The organism is Wenzhouxiangella sp. XN201 (assembly GCF_011008905.1).
Taxonomy (GTDB): domain Bacteria; phylum Pseudomonadota; class Gammaproteobacteria; order Xanthomonadales; family Wenzhouxiangellaceae; genus Wenzhouxiangella.
Genome location: NZ_JAAIVI010000017.1, coordinates 344,663 through 362,480, shown reverse-complemented (window position 1 = coordinate 362,480; position 17,818 = coordinate 344,663). Strand labels below are relative to the sequence as shown.

The following is a 17,818-nucleotide window of genomic DNA, read 5'->3' as shown; positions in this document are numbered from 1 at the left end:
CTGACCGGCCGGCCAGTTTACTGCGCAAGGCCCGACACATCGGGGTCCTTATCATTTTCCTCGGATTGGCCGGGGCTATGGTCGCTTGCACCGGCGAAACGGACGCCCAGGGGCAGGCGCCCGAGTCGGGGCAACCGGTGCGCGTAGCTGCCGTGAGCGACGGCAAGCCGCCGGTGCGGCTACGCCTGCCGGGTGTGACCCGGGCAGTACAACGGGCCGACCTGGCCTTCCTGCACAGCGGGCAGCTGGCCGAACGCCTGGTCCGACGCGGTGAGAAGGTCAGCGCCGGGCAGGCGCTGGCCATCCTGCACAACCCGTCCCTGATGCCGGGCGTATCGGGCGCCGAAGCCCGCGTGCGAGAACTCGACGAACAACTGCAGCAACTCGAGCGAGAAACGCAGCGCCTGACCAACCTGCACGAGCGCGATCTGGTCTCCACCGATGAACTCGATCGGGTGCGCGCGCAGCGCAATGCCGCCCGCCAGGCGCGCAGCCAGGCGCAGGCCCGCCTCGAAGAAGCGCGCGAGCAGCTTGCCGAGGCTACCATCCGGGCACCCTTCCCGGGCCGCGTCGCGGCCCTGCCCGTTGAACCGGGACACTTCGTCAGTCCCGGCCAGACGATCGTATCGATCAGCTCGCCCGAGCGTCTCGAGGTTGCCGTCGACCTGTCGGCCCGCCAGGCGCAATCGTTGATCGCGGGTCAGTCCGCACTGGTGCGCAGACTCAACGGCGGGCCGCAGCTGACCGGAACAATCCGGGAAATCGGCCTGCCCGCACCCGGGCAGCCGGCCACCGCCGTGATCGAACTGCCCGAAACCGACTGGCCCGAGTGGTCACCCGGCCAGGCTGTGCACGTCGAACTGGCCTGGACCAACGGCGAACAACTGACCGTACCCCTCGATGCTCTCATCGATACCGGCGACGGCCTGCCCCACGTATTCCGGGTCCGCGGCCAGCTGGCTGAGCTGGTCAGCGTTGTTCCCGGCGAACTCGACGGCGCCCAAGTGCAGGTCGCCGGCGAAATTGAACCCGGCGACGAGGTGGTCATCGCCGGGCACGGCCAGCTGCTGGACGGTGAACGGGTGCGGGTACTGCGATGAAACTGATGCAAGCCGCCCTGCACCGCCGGCGCCTGATCCTGGCCGGCGTGGTGATGCTGTCGCTGATCGGCCTGGCTGCCTGGTTCAGCATGGACCGGCAGGAAGACCCGTTCTTTCCTCACCGCTACGGCAACATCCAGGTCGCCTGGCCCGGCGCCGAACCGGCGGAAATCGAGAGACTGGTCCTCGACCCGCTGGAAGAAGAGATCGCCGGCATCGAGGACGTCAACGACATACGCGGGACCGCGCGGCTGGGCTTTGCCCACGTGATCGTCGGCATGCATCAGCATGTTTACGACACCGACGCTGTCTGGGACCGCATTCGCGTGGCTGTCGAACAGGCCGAGCGTCGCTTTCCCGAAGGCGCAGGCCCGGCCGTCATCGAGGACCGCTCGATGGAAACTCACGGCATTGTGCTGGCCGTGACCGGCTCGAACGATTTGCTCGAACTGCTCGACGCTGCCCGCGAACTACGCCGCGACCTTTTCCGCATACCCGATGTCGGACGCATCGACCTGCTGGCCGACCCCGGGGAGCGGCTCGTGATTCGACTGGACGATGCCAGTGTGATGGCCAGCGGTGTCAATCTGGAATCGCTGGCCGGGCAGATCGCCGAGCGCAATCGGGTCGTACCCGGCGGCTCGCTGGCCAGCGGCGGCCGCAACCTGGTCGTACGCCCGCTGACGGATTTCGAGGACATCGACGAACTGGCCAGAACCCCGATTCGTACCGCCAGCGGGCAAGTCGTAGAGCTGAGCGAGATCGCCAGCATTGATCTGGGGCCGGAGGAGCCGGCCGTCGAACGCATGTGGGTCAACGGCGAGCCCGCGATCGGACTCGGCATTGTCATTCCCGAGAACCGGCTCAATGCCGTGCGCTTCGGTCGCAACGCACGAGCGGTGATCGACGAGCTACGCGAAGAATACGCACCGCTGGAAATCCGGGAAGTGTTCTACCAGCCGCGTTGGGTGGAAAAGCGCCTGGCGGAACTGGGCCGGTCGCTGCTGATCGGCGTCGGCAGCGTGGCTCTCGTACTCCTGCTGGCCATGGGCCCGCGGCTGGGCCTGGTCGTTGCCACGCTGCTGCCGGTTGTGACACTCAGCGGCTTGGCGATTTACGCCCTGGGCGGTGGCGTACTCCACCAGATGGCGATCGCCGGCATGGTAATTGCCCTCGGCATGCTCGTGGACAACGCCATCGTGATGGTCGAAAACCTGCAGTGGCATCTCGACCGTGGCATGCGTCGGAGCCGCGCAGCGGTGAGCGCAGTATCCGAACTGGCTGGCCCGCTGGCGGCCGCGACGGGTACCACGATTGCGGCGTTCACCCCACTGCTCCTGTCAACCGGCGATACAGCCGACTTCACGCGCGCCATTCCGACCATGGTGATGCTGATACTGGTGGTGAGCTATCTCTACGCCGTGATCGTCACACCCGCCGTAGCCGCCGTGCTGCTCAGACCGGGTGACGGCGAAGCCTCCGCAAGGCTTGAACATGTCGGTCAGAATCTTGGCCGTATGGCGGTCCAACGTCCGTGGCCGGTCATGGGCGCAACCGCGCTACTGATCGTCGCGGCGCTGAGCATAAGCAGCTTCATGCAACGCGACTTCTTTCCCAGTACCGACCGCAACCAACTCATTGTCGACCTGTATTTCGCCGAAGGCACGCGGCTGGAGCACACTGCGCTGAAGGCCAGCGATCTGGCCGCTTCCATGGAAAACCTGCCCCAGGTCCGGGCTGTTCATCATTTCGCCGGCTTCAGCGGGCCACGCTTCTACTACAACCTGATTGAAATTCCGCGCTCGCCCCACCTGGCCCGGCTGGTCGTCGTCACCGAAGACGATTCCCAGCTTCCCGAAGTCATGAACTGGGTCGACCGGTTCGTGCCCAACCGCATTCCCGACGCCCAGGTCGTCGCCCATCGGCTCGGACAGGGGCCGCCAGTGGATGCACCGGTGGAAGTGCTGCTCTACGGCGAAGATGCCGCCGAACTGGCGCGTGCCAGCCGGCAAGTCATGGCCGCGATGCGCGCCACGTCCGGTGCACGCGATGTGCGCCACAAGCTCGGCGACGGCATGCCGACGTTGACTTTCACCATCGACGATGCAGAGGCGATACGCCACGGCATCAATCGCTCCGATCTCGCTAATGTGCTCACCCAGGCCAGTTTCGGTGATCAGATTTCGACTTGGCGCGCAGGCCGAGAACCGGTGCCCATCCGCCTGCGAAGCCCCGAGGGCGAGAGCCTGCCCGAGCGCGCGCTGGCCGGATTACAGGTTTCCACCGCCACTGGCCCGGTGCCCCTGGACCAGTTCGTGCGGATCGAACTCGGGCTCGAACCGGCCGTCATCCATCATCGCGACCTCCAGCGCGTCACTTCGGTGCTGGCCGAGACGACCGATGAAGTGACCTACAACCAGGTGGTGAGCGAACTGCAACCTCGCCTCGAGGCGCTGGACCTCCCGGCCGGCATCCGAATGGAACAGGGCGGTTCAGCCGCGGAGGCCAGCACCGCAAACAGTGCACTATTCAGCTCGCTGCCCATCGGCGTGGCGCTGCTGATCGGCTTTCTGCTGTGGCAGTTCAATTCGTTCCGTCTGGTCGGACTGGTGCTGCTGACCGTGCCGCTGGCGGCCATCGGTGTGGTGCCGGGTCTGATCCTGGCCGGCCAGCCCTTCAGCTTTACCGCCACCTTGGGCGTGGTGGCGCTGATCGGGATCGTGGTCAACAATGCCATCGTGCTCATCGACGTGATCCAGACCAACCGAAGGGACGGGCTGACCGTCGAGCAAGCCGTCTCAGGCGCCGTGGGCCGACGCATCCGGCCGATCCTGCTGACCACCGCCACAACCATCGTCGGGTTGCTGCCGCTGACCTTCACGCAGTCGACGCTGTGGCCGCCCATGGCCTGGGCCATCATTTCGGGCCTGCTTGCGGCGACCTTGCTGACCCTGGTGGTGATTCCGGCCGCCTACCGGCTGATCGAATCCGATCAGCGATAGACGGCCGAAAGGAAACTACTCCACGTAGCTCAGGCTAAAAGAGCAGTGGTAACCACATATGTCGTAATGAGCTATAAGCCTTCAAGCAAGGTATACAGAATGTGAGTAGTGCCCGCCTCGTGAACAACGAATCTTGCACTCTTGTAGGCGTACGTTTCACCTGGGTTATAGTCCAAGATCACCTCCTGAGTAAATGCCGGACGTGCCATGCCTCGTTCAGTGAATTCCTTGTACACAAACCTAATCTCGCCAGCTGCAACGCCGGCATATGTAAGAGTTGCTGTGGGGCCCGAGCTCCGCCCGCGAGAACCGTCACGCGGCTCTAGATGTTCCGTATGGGTCACCTCAACTGGGTTGGGGAGAGGAACTGAATAGACATTGGCAGGAACTAAATCCTCATCGCGGTCGCGGGCGTACCACCACCAAAAGAAGTCAGTTGCAACATCCTGTCCCGTTGGAACAAATAGACCGCCGTATGCCTTACGCGATCCGAACGGCGTTAAGTACCGATAGTACTTTCCCTGGCTTGATTCAGCGACCAACTTATACGGACCAGCTTTAAGGGGAAATCGAAAAACATGTCGCTTGTGTTCAACTTCGAGCTCCGGCTGTGGATCAATGGTTATTGCCGGGTACTTATTTGAAGGAGGACGATAATCAAACTCTCCTGCTTCAAGCATGACATCGCCAACTTCTGCCCGAGATCGAGTTAGCGGATCTGGCTCATGCAATTGCCCCGGAACGAAATCGGGGTCAACGGGTGACAATCCACGCATGCTGCCAATGTCACTGGCGCAGCTGACGCAAATAAGAACTGTTGCTGCGACCATGCCAGCCAACATCACTGAACGGCTTGGTTTCATCTTCTAGATTCTCCCCAAATTCCCAAGTGATCCGATTCTGCTCAAATAGCTGATTGGTGTCAATCGCGTAAATTTCAAAACGGGCGATGTGTCGGCCACCGGTCGCTAAATACGGCCGAAGTTTCAATCCTGAAGTCGATTTCTACCTGCAGTGAATAAAAGAAGTGCGGAGGAACTGCATCCAATACGCTACAGAAAGCCACAACCCTAATAGTCACACCCCTGAGGCCCAGATTCAATTGACCTAGGTGCTACCTGTCGCTAACCTGTGGGCGAAATCGGGATCTCGGCCCAGCGGGTCCAGACCTTTGTGCGGCTCGGCAAGAGCGAGGCCTGGCAATCTTCGACACCAGTCAGCATCCGAGCCACTGCGGTTGCCGTCGGCGCCAATGCGGCCTAGAATACGCGGTCTTGGGGCGATTAGCTCAGCGGGAGAGCACTGTCTTCACACGGCAGGGGTCGCTGGTTCGAACCCAGCATCGCCCACCACCGAACCCAGGCCGAAAGGCCGTGAAAAGCCCATGATCTTCATGGGCTTTTTTGTGTCAGCAGGCGTGGCCCGGATCGAGGGATACGATCGGAAGGCAGACCTTTTCAGTGCACCTCGAAATCGTCGGCAAAGATGAGGTCCAATCCGGTGCCGGCAACGACGCTCGACGTCGTCGATCCGGTACGACCATCGGAGTCGGTCGCCGTGAGGGTGATCTGGTGGGAACCGAGGGAGAGGCCGTTGTCCAGTGCAACCGTTTCTCCGGTGCCAAGGATGCCGTCCCGGTCGGAGCTCCACTCCAGGGCCGTGCCGGCGAGGCGACCTTCCTCGGGATCCCAGGCGTCGCCCCGAAGGATCATGGGGGCACCTGCCACCACGGTGGCGCCATTGGCGGGCATGGTGATCCCCGGATGAGGGGCCCCTGCGTCTATCTCGAAGGCCCCGGAGGTGGCCTCGGCAGTGTGGAAGCCGTCGCTGACCAGGACTCTCACCCTGGCAGTCTGACTGGCGGCAAGGAAACGCGTCGGGGCGTCGAAGGAGGCACCTCCTTCCAGGCCCATGGCCAGGGTTTCCCAGGTCGCCCCGTCGTCGTAGCTCAGGAGCACTGTGATTTCTAGGGGGTCACCATCCGCGTCTTCCGCGTCCCATTCGATCGCGATGGCACCGCTCGCCGTCGAGGCGGGCGCCGGCGAGGTGATCGAAACGGTCGGGGGATTGGGCGAGGCGCCAAGAGAAGCAGACTCGCCAGTTGTCGTATCAGTGACGACGAGACCCGCCGGCTCCGTGGCCGCGGGAACGGGGACGGCGGCGAAGAAAAAACCGTCCTCTGGCCCGAGCCCGAACTGCAGGTTCTCATGATCCCCATCCAGCAGAAGAGCGACGCTCCGCGAGGCGATCTCGGCCCCGGAGCCGTCAACGAGAGCGACACTGACGTCTCCGGCCTCGTAAGGTTGGTCCATGCCGAGCAAACGGACGGCGGGCTCGATGACAAGGGTTCCGTCGATAGCATCGACGCTTCCGGAGACGAGGATGAACTCTTCGAGCTCTCCGCGGGAAAGCGTGGATTCCGTTTCCGTGGCGCCCGCAGGCTCGCCGGCGTTAGCCAGGACCTCCCGCAGCCGCTGATAGGTGTACGTCGACGGCCAGCGATCCTGGCCAGCATCCGGCGCGTTGCAATAAGACATCAGCGCGGTGCTTTGGCGGGGATCCACGACAGCCAGGTGCTCAAAACCGCTCTCATAGGCTCGGGGCGAGAAGCCCCAGACCTCCTCGTCCACGCCGGCGCCGAGAGGACCGATGGTCGGCCAGGTGAACTCCCACTTATCCTCGGTGGCCGATTCGTTCTCCACGCCCGGAATCTCCTCGACCCAGGGATGGAGGTTCGAGGCCAAACGACTATACTTCGAGCCGCAGATCCCGACCGAGTTCGCGCCCTGGTGCTCAACCACCGCGTGGGCCCGCCCGTAGTTGTGGGCAGCCTCGTGCACGCCGATGTTGCGGGGGCGGCCTCCGTCACCGGGCAGACCGAAACCGTTCAGGTAGGTCGCTGCGGTCTTCAGCAAAGCCATGCCAGATTTTGTAGAGGTCGGCCAGCGGTGGCGCAGGAAGCCCCAACTGCGCAGATTGGGCGGGTAGCGGACCGGGTTCAGGCTGCGGTCCATCCAGCGCATATTGGCCAGGCGGCGATTTGCCTTGAGCAGGGTCGGAGCTCGATTGAAACTGCCGACGTCGCGGTAGCGGTAGTCCACCACATCCGTCGGGAAGGCGTCGGTGACCCGCAGCCGCTGCTCCCGCAACTCCCGCTCCCCCGGTGCGGTGAACTCCCCACCGAGCTGGGTGATCTCCAGTGTTATCGCCCCGCCCGTCAATCCGGATGTATTCAGGGTCAGGTCTTCGTGCTTTCCTCGCAATGTGATTATGTCGTATCCCTCGTTGCGCCCATCAACGATCACCCGTCCGTCCCGGGCGCCCAGCACCGCTTCAACGGCACCCTCAACCTCTTCGGCGGTCGCCTCGACGTCGAGGGCATCGCTGAAATCCCCGTCGCTGACCAGCTTGAAGGTCCCGGCGGCATCGTCGCTGCGGCGAAGCGCCCGGACCTCGTTCGAGTCGTAAGGTATCGAAACGAACTCGGCGATGGGGCGGTCCGGCGCCTCAAAGACAACAACGTCGACACAATCCGGCTTGCCGTCGGGCTCGGCGCAGGTAAGGCCAGAGGTGATGGAGGGTTCGAAGGAAAGCTCCAGGACTTGGTTTGAGGGCTTCGTCCACGAGCGGGGCAAAATGAAATTGAGGCTGCCGTCCGGATCTGCTCGCACGGATTCGTTCTTGTCCGTGTCCGGGTCGTCAAGCACCGAGGCGTCCTCGACGACGGCAACAGGACCGTTCACCGGCTCGAGCGGGCTTCCGGAGAGGGCCTCACCGCTGGCAGTACCATGGAGCAGTCCGGTCATCTCGGTGGGGCTGGTCGGTCCGCCGGTTTCAAAGAAGACCCGCACCACGGTATCCTTGCCTTCGTAAAGCGGGATGGTGTTCCTCCAGGTCTGGATGGTCTGGTTGACCTCGATCGCCCGAAGGACGGGACCGTCGCTGGACACCACCTCCAGATCCTGACAGGAGTGGCCGCTCTCATCACCCTCGGTGTCGAAGGCCCGGGCACAGATGCGTCGAGTACCCACGGTGTTGAACGAGAGTGTGCCCTCCCCGGTTTCGATTACCTCGTCGTAGGCGCCGTCCTGGGCCTCAAGAGGTAGCCACTCGCCAGAGTCAACCTGGACTTCGGTCCCGGTGATCACCGTGTCCCCAGATCCGGTGTCATCGGCGTGGACCAGCACGCGGACGACCTCGAGCGTGCCGGCGGGCGACGGCGTCAAGTCAAGCTCCGGTGGCTCCAGGCCGTAGGGGCGAATCTGTCCAGCATAGACGAAGGCGGCGCCGTCGGAGACGCCGTCGGGAGATGCCTTCCAATCGCCGAGACCGAGGTCGGCCAGCCCGTCGCCGGTGACATCGCCGAGGCCACCAGTGTAGGCTTTGGTCTGGCTGGTCACGTGCCAGCGCTTCGTGGCGTCGAGATCGGGCACGATGCCACCGTGAAGGGGATCAAGGATGGCATGGGCCGACTGAAAGTAGTTACCGTCGGCGGTGTGCTGCAGCACGATCACCAAATCCCCGCGCTCGTCGCCGTCAAGATCCCCGGCATCGTCGATCCATAGGATCGGTGTTCCGATGACACCCTCGAACGTGGCCAGGGTGGCAAGATTGGTGCCGTCGTGGATTGTCACCCGGTTCTTCAGGTCCTCCGCATACTGCCCGTCCCAAGGGATCCGACCCCAGACCACCGCCAGCTCGCCGACGCCGTCGCCGGTCCGGTCGCCGATCCCTGCCACGTCCTTACCCAGCGAGGTGTAGAGGTCACCCTGAATCCGCAGGGCCTCGCCATCTGCGATGTTACGGGAGGTGCGATCGGCTTGACCGTAAACGAGGAAAGCAGCGCCGCGGCCCGACTCCATCGAGGGAAGACCCACGAACAGGTCATCGAAGTCGTCGCCGTCGGTGTCCCCGGCCCCGGCGACGGCGCTGAAGAACTCTGAGCCGGAGGTCTCGGCGACGATCAGGCGCGTGGCTCGACTCTCGTCTCCCGACACGGCTCCCGTGAGGTCGATGGCTCGCGACTCGGCGGCGCCGTAGACGACAAAGAGGTCATAGGAACCGCCCAACACGGCGATGTCGTCGTAGCCGTCGCCGTCGAAGTCCCCAATAGCGTCAACTTCCCGCTGACCGCCGCTGGCGATGGCGGTGCCACCATTGGTGATGAGAAAGCCGTCGGCGTTGCCACCTGCAAGAGCAATGTCCCCCAGGTCGACGGTCCGGCTTTCGGTCCCTCCAAAGACAACGTAGCCGTCGGGCTCGTGGGCCCCCAGTATCAAGACGTCATCGTAGCCGTCGTTGTTCATGTCCCCTGCTGCCGTCACCACCTCCCCGTCATCGGCGCCCCCGATGATCCGGATTCCGGGAATGCCGTCCGGCTGCGCCACAGTGGCCAGCGCGACATCGCCGGTGACGGGTCCGAAGATCACCCAGATCTCGCCGGACCCCGAGAGACTTTCCCGAGCCCCCACCACCACATCGGCAATGCCGTCACCATTGACGTCCCCCGCGCCATCGACGGCGAAGATCCGCTGGCTGGTTCCGTCCCCGAGAAAGATGGCGGCAGCGTCCTCAGGGCCCGGAGCCGGGTTGTCCACTGGTCGTCGAGTCGGTGCGGCTTCAGCGGGAGATGCAGCGGCGACGAAGAGCACCCCGATCAGCAAGAAACAAGAGAGTTTGTCCAGGGAAATCCACCCTCCCCGGTTTTCGGAAGGGGCTTGGGGGCCCCATCCCCGCTGCCGCCCGTGCCTGCCTGTCTCGCCCATCTGCGGGCGAACGGTATCGAGCTTAATGCAGCGTGTTCGGGTCAGCCCGGCCAGCTGTTCCAAGGCCCTCGGCCACTCCCGCACCCCCATCGCCGCGCCAAAGAGCGCAGCCAGCGCTTGACCGAATTGTCTCCCTTGGGTGGCCGCCATACCCCAGCCGAAATGTGATGCCTATCACACTTATGCCTGAAAATGTGCGAAATATCAAATCAGGCTACCGCTCGAACGTCGGGCAAAGCGCCACGCGGGACTTCCTGATCATTCGCCCCGAGAAGTGGATGTCGCGGCCATTCGTCTACTTACCTGGTGGCATTATTGCAGGGTCGGCTTTCCGGCCCCGTTTCCTTTTTTAACCATCCAATCCCTTAGGGACAATTGCGTAGTGACGCTCCAGGTCGCCGCCGCATAGGATGCCGTCATCGACGACACCCAAGCGGAGGACGATTCGTGACCCGTCTGATCAATGCAATTCGGCTGCGCCTCGACGGCGCCGGTCTGTGGCTGGCGCCACTGGGCCTGAGGCTGCTTCTTTTCTACGAGTTTTTCAACGCCGGCACGAACAAGCTCGGCGCTGGCAGCGAAGCACCGGGCTGGTTCGCCGGGCAGGACTTTCCCGTACCCTTCGGGCTGCTGCCGGCCAATCTGAACTGGCTCCTGGTCACCTGGGGCGAAATCCTGGCCGCCGTGCTGCTCCTGCTTGGACTGTTCACGCGCTTCGCCGCTTTCACGCTTGTCGTCATCACCACCGTCGCCATTGCCGCGGTGCACTGGCCGGAAAGCTGGAGCAGCCTGTCGCAGTTGTGGGAAGGCTACTCGGTCTCCCGCGTCATGGACGACGATGAGTTCCGCGGCAACTTCCGCATTCCCCTGCTGTTTCTGGCCATGCTGCTGCCGTTGCTGTTTGCAGGTGGTGGCAGACTGAGCCTGGATCGCCTGATCCTGCGCCTGACCGACAACCTGGATTCCGACCAGCCGATGGTCGATGCCACGGCTTTCGCCATCGCCGCCCTGGTGGGCGCGATCATGACAATCTGGCTGATTCCGTCCTGGGGCCTGGTCCTGTTCGCTCTGGCCGTCGCACTGCTGGTCCGTGGCAGAATGACGAGCCGGCCACCCCGCCATGCCGATCCGTGAACAACGTGCCGACCAGCAGCCAGCCCGAACGCACTTACGCACCCTGCGTCTTCGTTACCGACGATGATGCATCAGTACGGGATGCGATCGGCTTCCTGCTCCAGTCGGAGCAGCTCGATCACCTGCTCTGTGCGACCGCCGACGAGCTGCTCGAGATGGTCTCACCTCAGCACCGCGGCTGCATTCTGCTCGACGTGCGCATGCCCGGCCTCGACGGTCTGCAGGCCCAGCAGGCGCTCAACGAACGAGGCATTCGACTGCCGGTAATTTTCATCTCTGGTCATGCCGACATCAGCACGGCCGTGCGCGCGGTGCAGGCCGGCGCGCTGGATTTTCTGGAAAAGCCATTCGACGACGAACTACTGCTCGAAAAGGTCCGCAACGCCCTCGATCTGGACCAGTCCGACTGGGAGAACGAACACGAACGCGACGACATCGAGCAGCGCATCGCTGCATTGACACCGCGCGAACGCCAGGTGGTCGAAGGGATCCTGGACTGCAAGCTCAACAAGATCATCGCCGATGATCTCGACATCAGCGTGCGCACCGTCGAGATCCACCGCGCCAACGCGCTCGACAAACTCGGCGCGCGCAACAGTTCGGAAATGATCCGGATGGTGCTGTCGAGTCACAGCTACCGCGACTGGCTGCTTTAAGTGTGATCTCTCAGTAGGTTGTCCACACGGACCGTCCAAGACAGACTGATGGGTGTCGAGCTCATCATTCAGTCAAGGAGGTCCGAGTGGACATACACAAGAATGCCAAGTTAACGCCGCGAGGTCGAGAGGGGCTGGTCAAATTGGTGATCGATTCAGGTTGGAGCCAGCGGCAAGCGGCCGCCGCCTATCACGTCGATCCCAAGACGGTTTCCCGCTGGGTGGCTCGCTACAAGGCCGAGGGCCCGTGCGGCCTGGAAGATCGCTCGAGCCGTCCTCGCAACTGCCCTCATCGCACGCCTAGAGCCGTGATCAGGCGAATCTGTCGCCTGCGCCGCAAGGACCGGCTGACGATGGCCGAGATCGGCCGTCGCGAGAAGGTCAGCCGGGCAACGGTTGCTCGGATTCTGGCAGCCCACGGCCTCAATCTGCTCTCGGAGTTAGATCCCAAGCCGCCTGTCCAACGCTACGAGCATCCACATCCCGGCGCCCTGGTGCACCTCGACATCAAGAAACTGGCGCGCTTCCGCGTGCCCGGTCACCGGGTGACCGGGATGCCCCGCAAAGACTCCAAGGGCATCGGCTGGGAGCATGCGCACGTCGCCATCGATGATCACAGTCGCGTCGGTCAAATCCAGATGTGGCCTGATGAGACCTCGGCCACTGCGTGGCGGGCGCTGATCGCCACGGTGCGCTACTTCCGGTCACTGGGCGTGCGTATCGAGCGGATCTTGACCGACAACGGGAGTTGCTACCGGAGCTACCAGTTCGCCCGCTGCTGCCGACGCCTGGGCATCAAACACAGGCGCACCAAGCCTTACTCGCCACAGACCAACGGCAAGGCCGAGCGCTTCATCCAGACCGCAATCCGAGAGTGGGCTTACGGTCACAGCTACAATACGAGCGAGATCCGGGCAGCAGAGCTGCCACGTTGGGTACATCGCTATAACTGGCACCGACGCCACGGCGGCATCGGTGGACGAACCCCCATCAGCCGCTTAGGGCTGTCCGGGGACAACCTGCTGAGACTGCACATTTAAGGAGCTTCGAAGACAGGCTCGAAAGCTGCCCGGGATCAGTCCTCGACAGCGGCCATGGCACGATGGATCGGCAGGCTGAAACAGAAGGTCGCCCCCGGACCTTCGGTATTCTCGACCCAAATCCGGCCGCGGTGACGATCGACCACCGAGCGGCACAGCGACAGACCGATCCCCAGGCCCTGCTTGCGTGTGCTCACGAACGGGTCGAACAGGCGCTCGCCCAGACTTGCATCCACACCCTTGCCGGTGTCGCGGACGCAGATGACGACCTGCTCGTCCTCGGTGCGGGCATCAACGCAAAGTTCGCGGCGCGGATTGTCACTGTCGTTGATCGCATCGATGCCGTTTCTGACCAGGTTGAAGATGACCTGCTGGATCAGCACCGCGTCGACGCGCACGGTCGGCAATTCCTCCGGCGCGGAAATTTCCAACCGAACGTGATGGTGGCGCGCCTCGGTTTCCAGCAACACCCGGCATTCCCTGACGAGATGGGCTGCGGGAACCGGCCGCGGCTTCATCTCACCACGCTTGATGAACGTGCGCAGCTTGCTTACGACCTGCCGCGCGTGCTGCGCACTTTTCAGAGACCGATCGAGGCCCTGGCGCAGGTCGTCTTCAGCAAGCCGGCCCTGATCGAGCATTTTCTGCAGGGTCTGGCTGTAGGTGATGATCGCGGTCAGTGGCTGGTTGACTTCGTGGGCCAGTGCCGAGGCCAATTCGCCCATCGAACCCAGCCGGGAAACATGCGCCAACTCAGCCAGGTGTTGCCGTGCCCGAGCCTCGCTGTCGCGCAGGGCTCGCTCGGCCTGCAAGCGCTCGATCTCGGCGCCAGCGCGCGCGGCAATGATGCGAAACATCGATTCGACCACGGCATCCTCGGACATCGGCTTGCGACCGTAGACCGCGATATGGCCGAGGGTCCGTCCATCGCTCGGCGCCAGCACCGGAATACCGATGAAACTCTCGGGACTCCCTTCCTCAGCCGCCCACTCCGGAAAGCGCCTGGAAAGATCGTCGGGATAGAAGCAGAAGGCGCCGCCGTGGATCACTTCCTCGCACGGCGTTCCAACCAGATCGAACTCGATGTTCTCGGCCACACCCTCACCTTCCCAGAAGGCGAGCGTGCGGACATGGTTTTCGGGATACTCCAGGCATTCCGTTGCCAGGGCAGCGTGAACGTCCAGGCTCTGGGCCAGACGCGTGACCAGGGCCCGGAAATAGTCGCCGCCGGTCAGGGGCGCGGTCACCTCGTGGATCATGGCCACCATCTCGTCGGCGCGCCAAGGACGCCCGGGATGACGACCGACACGCTCCTCCGGGACGGTACTGCTTGCGTCCGGTAACAAACCCAGCCAGTTGGAAATTGCACGAAAGCTCATATTCCGATGATATGACCGATGGGACAGGCCGGGCAAATGCGGATCATGCGATGATGCGTCTGTATTGGATCCCCGAGAACAGAAAGGACGCGCTGTCCATGGAATGGTTGAGCTGGGAACTGTTGATCTGGCCAGGCTGGGTGCTGGCGGTCCTGCTGGTGATCATCGGCCTGGCCGGGACCATTCTCCCCATACTGCCCGGTGTGCCGATCGTGCTGCTGGGACTGGTGCTGATGGCCTGGCTGGACGGCTTCGTGCACGTCGGCTGGGGTACGCTCCTGTGGCTCGCCTTCCTGACCGTTCTGTCGGTGCTGATCGACTTCATCGCCACCGCCGAGGGTGCCCGACGATTCGGCGCCGGCCGCTACGCAATCCTCGGCGCCACCCTTGGACTGCTGGTCGGTCTGTTCTTCGGCATCATCGGGATTCTGCTCGGCCCGTTCGTGGGCGCCGTGCTCGGCCACATGGCCGGGAAAGCCAACCTGGATGATTCGCTTCGCGCCGGCTTTGGCGCCAGCATCGGTGTCGTGGTCGGAACCGTGGCCGGTGCGGCCATCGGGGCGATCATGGTGGTCTGGTTCGCGCTGGCCTGGTGGCTTTAAACGAACGAACTCACGCACAGGCTGATCAACCCGCCGGAGAAGATCCCCAGGGCGAGCATGGCCACGCCGTTGATGGTGAGCACCGCGCGGAAGTCGACCGGGGCGGTGACCGGCTCGGGGTTGTCCGGCTCGTCGAAGTACATCAGCTTGACTACGCGCAGGTAGTAGAAGGCACCAATCACAGCCGTGACGACGGCGATGATCGAGAGTCCGGTATAACCGGCTGAAAGGGCCGCGGCGATCACCTGCCACTTGGCGAAGAATCCGACGAAAACCGGAATGCCGGCCAGCGAGAACATGATCATCAGCATCATCAGCGCGTGCCAGGGGTTGCGCCGGGCCAGGCCCTTGACGTCGTCGAGGTTCTCGGCCTCGACGCCGTTGTTCGACAGCAGGATCAGCACGGCGAAGGCGCCGGCGGACATGATGGCGTAGGCGATGGCGTAGAACATGGCGGCGGCATAGCCCTCGGGCGTGGCCGGCAGCAGGCCCAGCAGGATGAAACCGACGTGGGCGATGGTCGAGTAGGCCAGCATGCGCTTGATATTGGACTGGGCAATGGCGACCACGTTACCGAGAATCATCGACAGCGCGGCCAGCACCACCAGCATGCCCTGCCATTCGCTGTGCAACGCGATCATGCCATTGTCGAGCAGGCGAATCGCCAGCGCCACGGCCGCCAACTTGGGCACGGAACTCAAGAACAGCGTGATCGGTAACGGCGCTCCGTGGTAGACGTCGGGGATCCACATGTGCAGCGGCACCGCCCCGAGCTTGAAGGCAATCCCGAGAACGATGAAGACCAGGCCGAAGGAAAGCAGCATGTCCTCGCCCACACCTGCGCTCAGTGCCGTGGAGAGCTCACCCAGGGCCAGGCTGCCGGTCGCCCCGAATATGAAGCTCATGCCGAACAGCATCAGCCCCGAGGCCAACGAGCCGAGCACGAAGTATTTCATCGCCGCCTCCGAGCCCTGCATGGAATTGCGATCGAGTGCGACCAGCGCGTAACTCGACAAGGTCAGCAGTTCCAGGCCCAGGTAGATGGTCAGCAGGGAGCCGGCGGAGATCAGCACCATGGTGCCCAGCAATGCGAACAGGCTGAGTGTGTAGAACTCACCCTTGAACAGACCGAACGAACGCAGGTAGTGCTTGGCGTAGACAAATACCCCGATAAAGATCAGGTAACTGAAGACCTTGAGGACGTCGCCAAACCGATCGCGCACGAAGCTCTCACTGAAGGCGTAGACCGTTTCACCGGAAGGCATCATCAGCCGCAGGCTGAGGATGGTGGCGAAAATCAGCGTCACCACCGCCAGGGTATGCGTCAGCCCACGCCGTTCGTCGGAAATGAACAGGTCGGCCAGCAGGATCACGCAGGCCATGCTGAGCACGAAAATCTCGGGTAGCGCCAGTTGCAGTTCAGCGATCGTCATGTCGAGTTATCCAGTCTTGCTCTGCATGATGTGCTCGACCAGGTTCTGGATCGAGGGCTCCATGAGTTCGATTAGGGGGAATGGCCACAGACCCAGGCCCAGCGTGAAGACCGCCAGGACCGTCAGCATGAACCACTCGCGGCCGTCCAGATCCTTGAGCGTGGCTACGTTGTCATTGGCCACCTCACCGTAAAACACACGCTTGACCAGCCACAGACTGTAGGCCGCGCCCAGGATCAGGGTCATGGCCGCGGCAAAGGCAAACCAGAAACTGGCGTGGAAGGCGGCCAGGATCACCATGAATTCGCCGACAAATCCGGACGTGCCCGGCAGGCCGGAATTGGCCATGAAGAACAGCACCGCGAACATGGCGAACCACGGCATGGTGTTGGCCACGCCACCGTAGGCCGAAATCTCGCGGCTGTGGACCCGGTCGTAGAGCACACCGACGGCCAGGAACATCGCACCCGAGATGAAGCCGTGCGAGATCATCTGCACCATGGCGCCCGACATACCCAGTCCGGCGCCGGTCACTTCACCGGTGTTGCGGGAGATGGCGAACGCCAGGAACATGCCGAGCGTGACGAAGCCCATGTGCGAGATCGAACTGTAGGCGATCAGCTTCTTCATGTCGCTCTGGGCCAGGGCGACGAAGCCGATATAGACAATGGCGATCAGGGACAGGGCGATGACCAGCCAATCCAGGTAAGCGGCCGCATCGGGCGCGATCGGCAACGCAAAGCGCAGCAGACCATAGCCGCCGATCTTGAGCATCACGGCGGCCAGCACTACCGAACCACCGGTGGGCGCCTCAACGTGCGCGTCCGGCAACCAGGTATGTACTGGCCACATCGGCACCTTGACCGCAAAAGCGATCAGGAAGGCGAGGAAGACCCAGATCTGCGCGGTCAGGGAAAACGGGTGCTGCTGCAGGTCGGCGACGGCAAAGCTGCCCGAATCCAGGTACAGCCACAGCAACGCGATCAACATGAACACCGAGCCGAAGAAGGTGAACAGGAAGAACTTGATGGTGGCGTAGATCCGGTTGGGCCCGCCCCAGATGCCGATGATCAGGAACATCGGCACCAGGATGGCTTCGAAGAAGACGTAGAACAGGATGGCATCGAGCGCGGCGAACATGCCGGTCATCAGCGCATGCAACATCAGGAATGCAGCCATGTACTGATGCGGACGGTCAGTGATGCGCCAGCCACCGACGATAACCAGCACGCAGATCAGGGTGTTGAGCAGGATCAGCGGCAGCGACAGTCCGTCGATACCGAGATGATAGTGAATGTTGAACGCCTCGATCCAGCTCGTCTTTTCAACGAACTGCATCTGGGCACTCGTTGCATCGAATCCAACATACAGCAACAGCGACAGGCCGAAAGTGACCAGCGCGATCATCAGCGCCAGCGGACGCACCAACTCGGGTGTGCGCTCACCCAGCGCCGCGACAACAACCGCGCCGGCAATCGGAATCCAGGTCAGCAGACTCAGCAGTGGCCAATCCAACATCAGTTAGTCCTTTAGCTCGCCATGTGCATGACTGATTCGTCGCGAGACGGATCCAGGCCCTGTAGATGCGGCAATTCGCGACCAAGCGAACCGCAGGCGTACTGACAGGTACGTTGAGGATTCGCGACCGAGTGAAGTGCCGCAGATGCAGGGCCTGGGTACGTCGTAGTAGAAGCAGTCATGTACATG

11 protein-coding genes and 1 tRNA gene are annotated in these 17,818 nt (G+C 62.9%); 7 read left to right on the top strand and 5 right to left on the bottom strand.

Annotated elements, in window-relative coordinates; genetic code table 11:
• The first annotated feature begins 77 nt into the window (after nucleotides 1-77).
• Both G4Y73_RS02215 and G4Y73_RS02210 read left to right on the top strand, forming a co-directional pair.
• Nucleotides 78-1,100 carry an efflux RND transporter periplasmic adaptor subunit gene (locus G4Y73_RS02215; RefSeq protein WP_164228915.1) on the top strand — a complete coding sequence of 341 codons (1,023 nt, stop codon included), beginning with the start codon at nucleotides 78-80 and terminating at the stop codon, nucleotides 1,098-1,100.
• Nucleotides 1,097-4,102, top strand: a complete 3,006-nt coding sequence (locus tag G4Y73_RS02210; protein WP_164228913.1) for an efflux RND transporter permease subunit — start codon at nucleotides 1,097-1,099, stop codon at nucleotides 4,100-4,102. Before G4Y73_RS02215 ends, G4Y73_RS02210 begins: the two co-directional genes overlap by 4 nt.
• A 71-nt stretch (nucleotides 4,103-4,173) precedes the next feature.
• Here the strand turns inward: G4Y73_RS02210 and G4Y73_RS02205 are convergent, their stop codons facing one another.
• A complete protein-coding gene (locus tag G4Y73_RS02205; RefSeq protein WP_164228912.1) occupies nucleotides 4,174-4,965 on the bottom strand; it encodes a hypothetical protein in 792 nt (263 codons plus the stop codon).
• 414 nt (nucleotides 4,966-5,379) lie between these two features.
• Between G4Y73_RS02205 and G4Y73_RS02200 the strand changes: the two genes are divergently transcribed.
• Nucleotides 5,380-5,454 (top strand) — tRNA-Val (locus tag G4Y73_RS02200).
• A gap of 105 nt (nucleotides 5,455-5,559) precedes the next feature.
• Here the strand turns inward: G4Y73_RS02200 and G4Y73_RS02195 are convergent.
• On the bottom strand, nucleotides 5,560-9,930 hold the full coding sequence (locus G4Y73_RS02195; protein ID WP_164228910.1) for an FG-GAP repeat protein: 4,371 nt from the start codon (nucleotides 9,928-9,930) through the stop codon (nucleotides 5,560-5,562).
• Between the two features lie 384 nt (nucleotides 9,931-10,314).
• Here G4Y73_RS02195 and G4Y73_RS02190 point away from each other — a divergent pair, with 384 nt between their 5' ends.
• The 3 genes from G4Y73_RS02190 to G4Y73_RS02180 all read left to right on the top strand — a co-directional run bounded on the left by G4Y73_RS02190 (nucleotide 10,315) and on the right by G4Y73_RS02180 (nucleotide 12,697).
• Nucleotides 10,315-11,001: a DoxX family protein gene (locus tag G4Y73_RS02190; protein ID WP_164228908.1), complete on the top strand. Its 687-nt coding sequence runs from the start codon at nucleotides 10,315-10,317 to the stop codon at nucleotides 10,999-11,001.
• A complete protein-coding gene (locus G4Y73_RS02185; protein WP_346426816.1) occupies nucleotides 10,998-11,657 on the top strand; it encodes a response regulator in 660 nt (219 codons plus the stop codon). The genes G4Y73_RS02190 and G4Y73_RS02185 overlap by 4 nt, the downstream gene beginning before the upstream one ends.
• Nucleotides 11,658-11,743: 86 nt before the next feature.
• Complete coding sequence (locus tag G4Y73_RS02180; RefSeq protein ID WP_164228906.1) at nucleotides 11,744-12,697, top strand: IS481 family transposase; 954 nt, start codon at nucleotides 11,744-11,746, stop codon at nucleotides 12,695-12,697.
• 35 nt (nucleotides 12,698-12,732) lie between these two features.
• Here G4Y73_RS02180 and G4Y73_RS02175 read toward each other — a convergent pair whose 3' ends face one another.
• Nucleotides 12,733-14,076: an ATP-binding protein gene (locus G4Y73_RS02175; RefSeq protein WP_164228904.1), complete on the bottom strand. Its 1,344-nt coding sequence runs from the start codon at nucleotides 14,074-14,076 to the stop codon at nucleotides 12,733-12,735.
• Between the two features lie 50 nt (nucleotides 14,077-14,126).
• On the opposite strand from G4Y73_RS02175, the gene G4Y73_RS02170 reads away from it, so the two are divergent.
• Entirely contained in the window at nucleotides 14,127-14,678 is a 552-nt protein-coding gene (locus G4Y73_RS02170; protein ID WP_240451119.1) for a DUF456 domain-containing protein, read from the top strand.
• Here G4Y73_RS02170 and nuoN read toward each other — a convergent pair.
• Entirely contained in the window at nucleotides 14,675-16,111 is a 1,437-nt protein-coding gene (gene nuoN / locus G4Y73_RS02165) for an NADH-quinone oxidoreductase subunit NuoN (RefSeq protein WP_164228902.1), read from the bottom strand. The two genes, G4Y73_RS02170 and nuoN, sit on opposite strands and share 4 nt — an antisense overlap.
• A gap of 6 nt (nucleotides 16,112-16,117) precedes the next feature.
• A complete protein-coding gene (locus G4Y73_RS02160) occupies nucleotides 16,118-17,632 on the bottom strand; it encodes an NADH-quinone oxidoreductase subunit M (RefSeq protein WP_164231175.1) in 1,515 nt (504 codons plus the stop codon).
• Nucleotides 17,633-17,818: the final 186 nt, after the last annotated feature.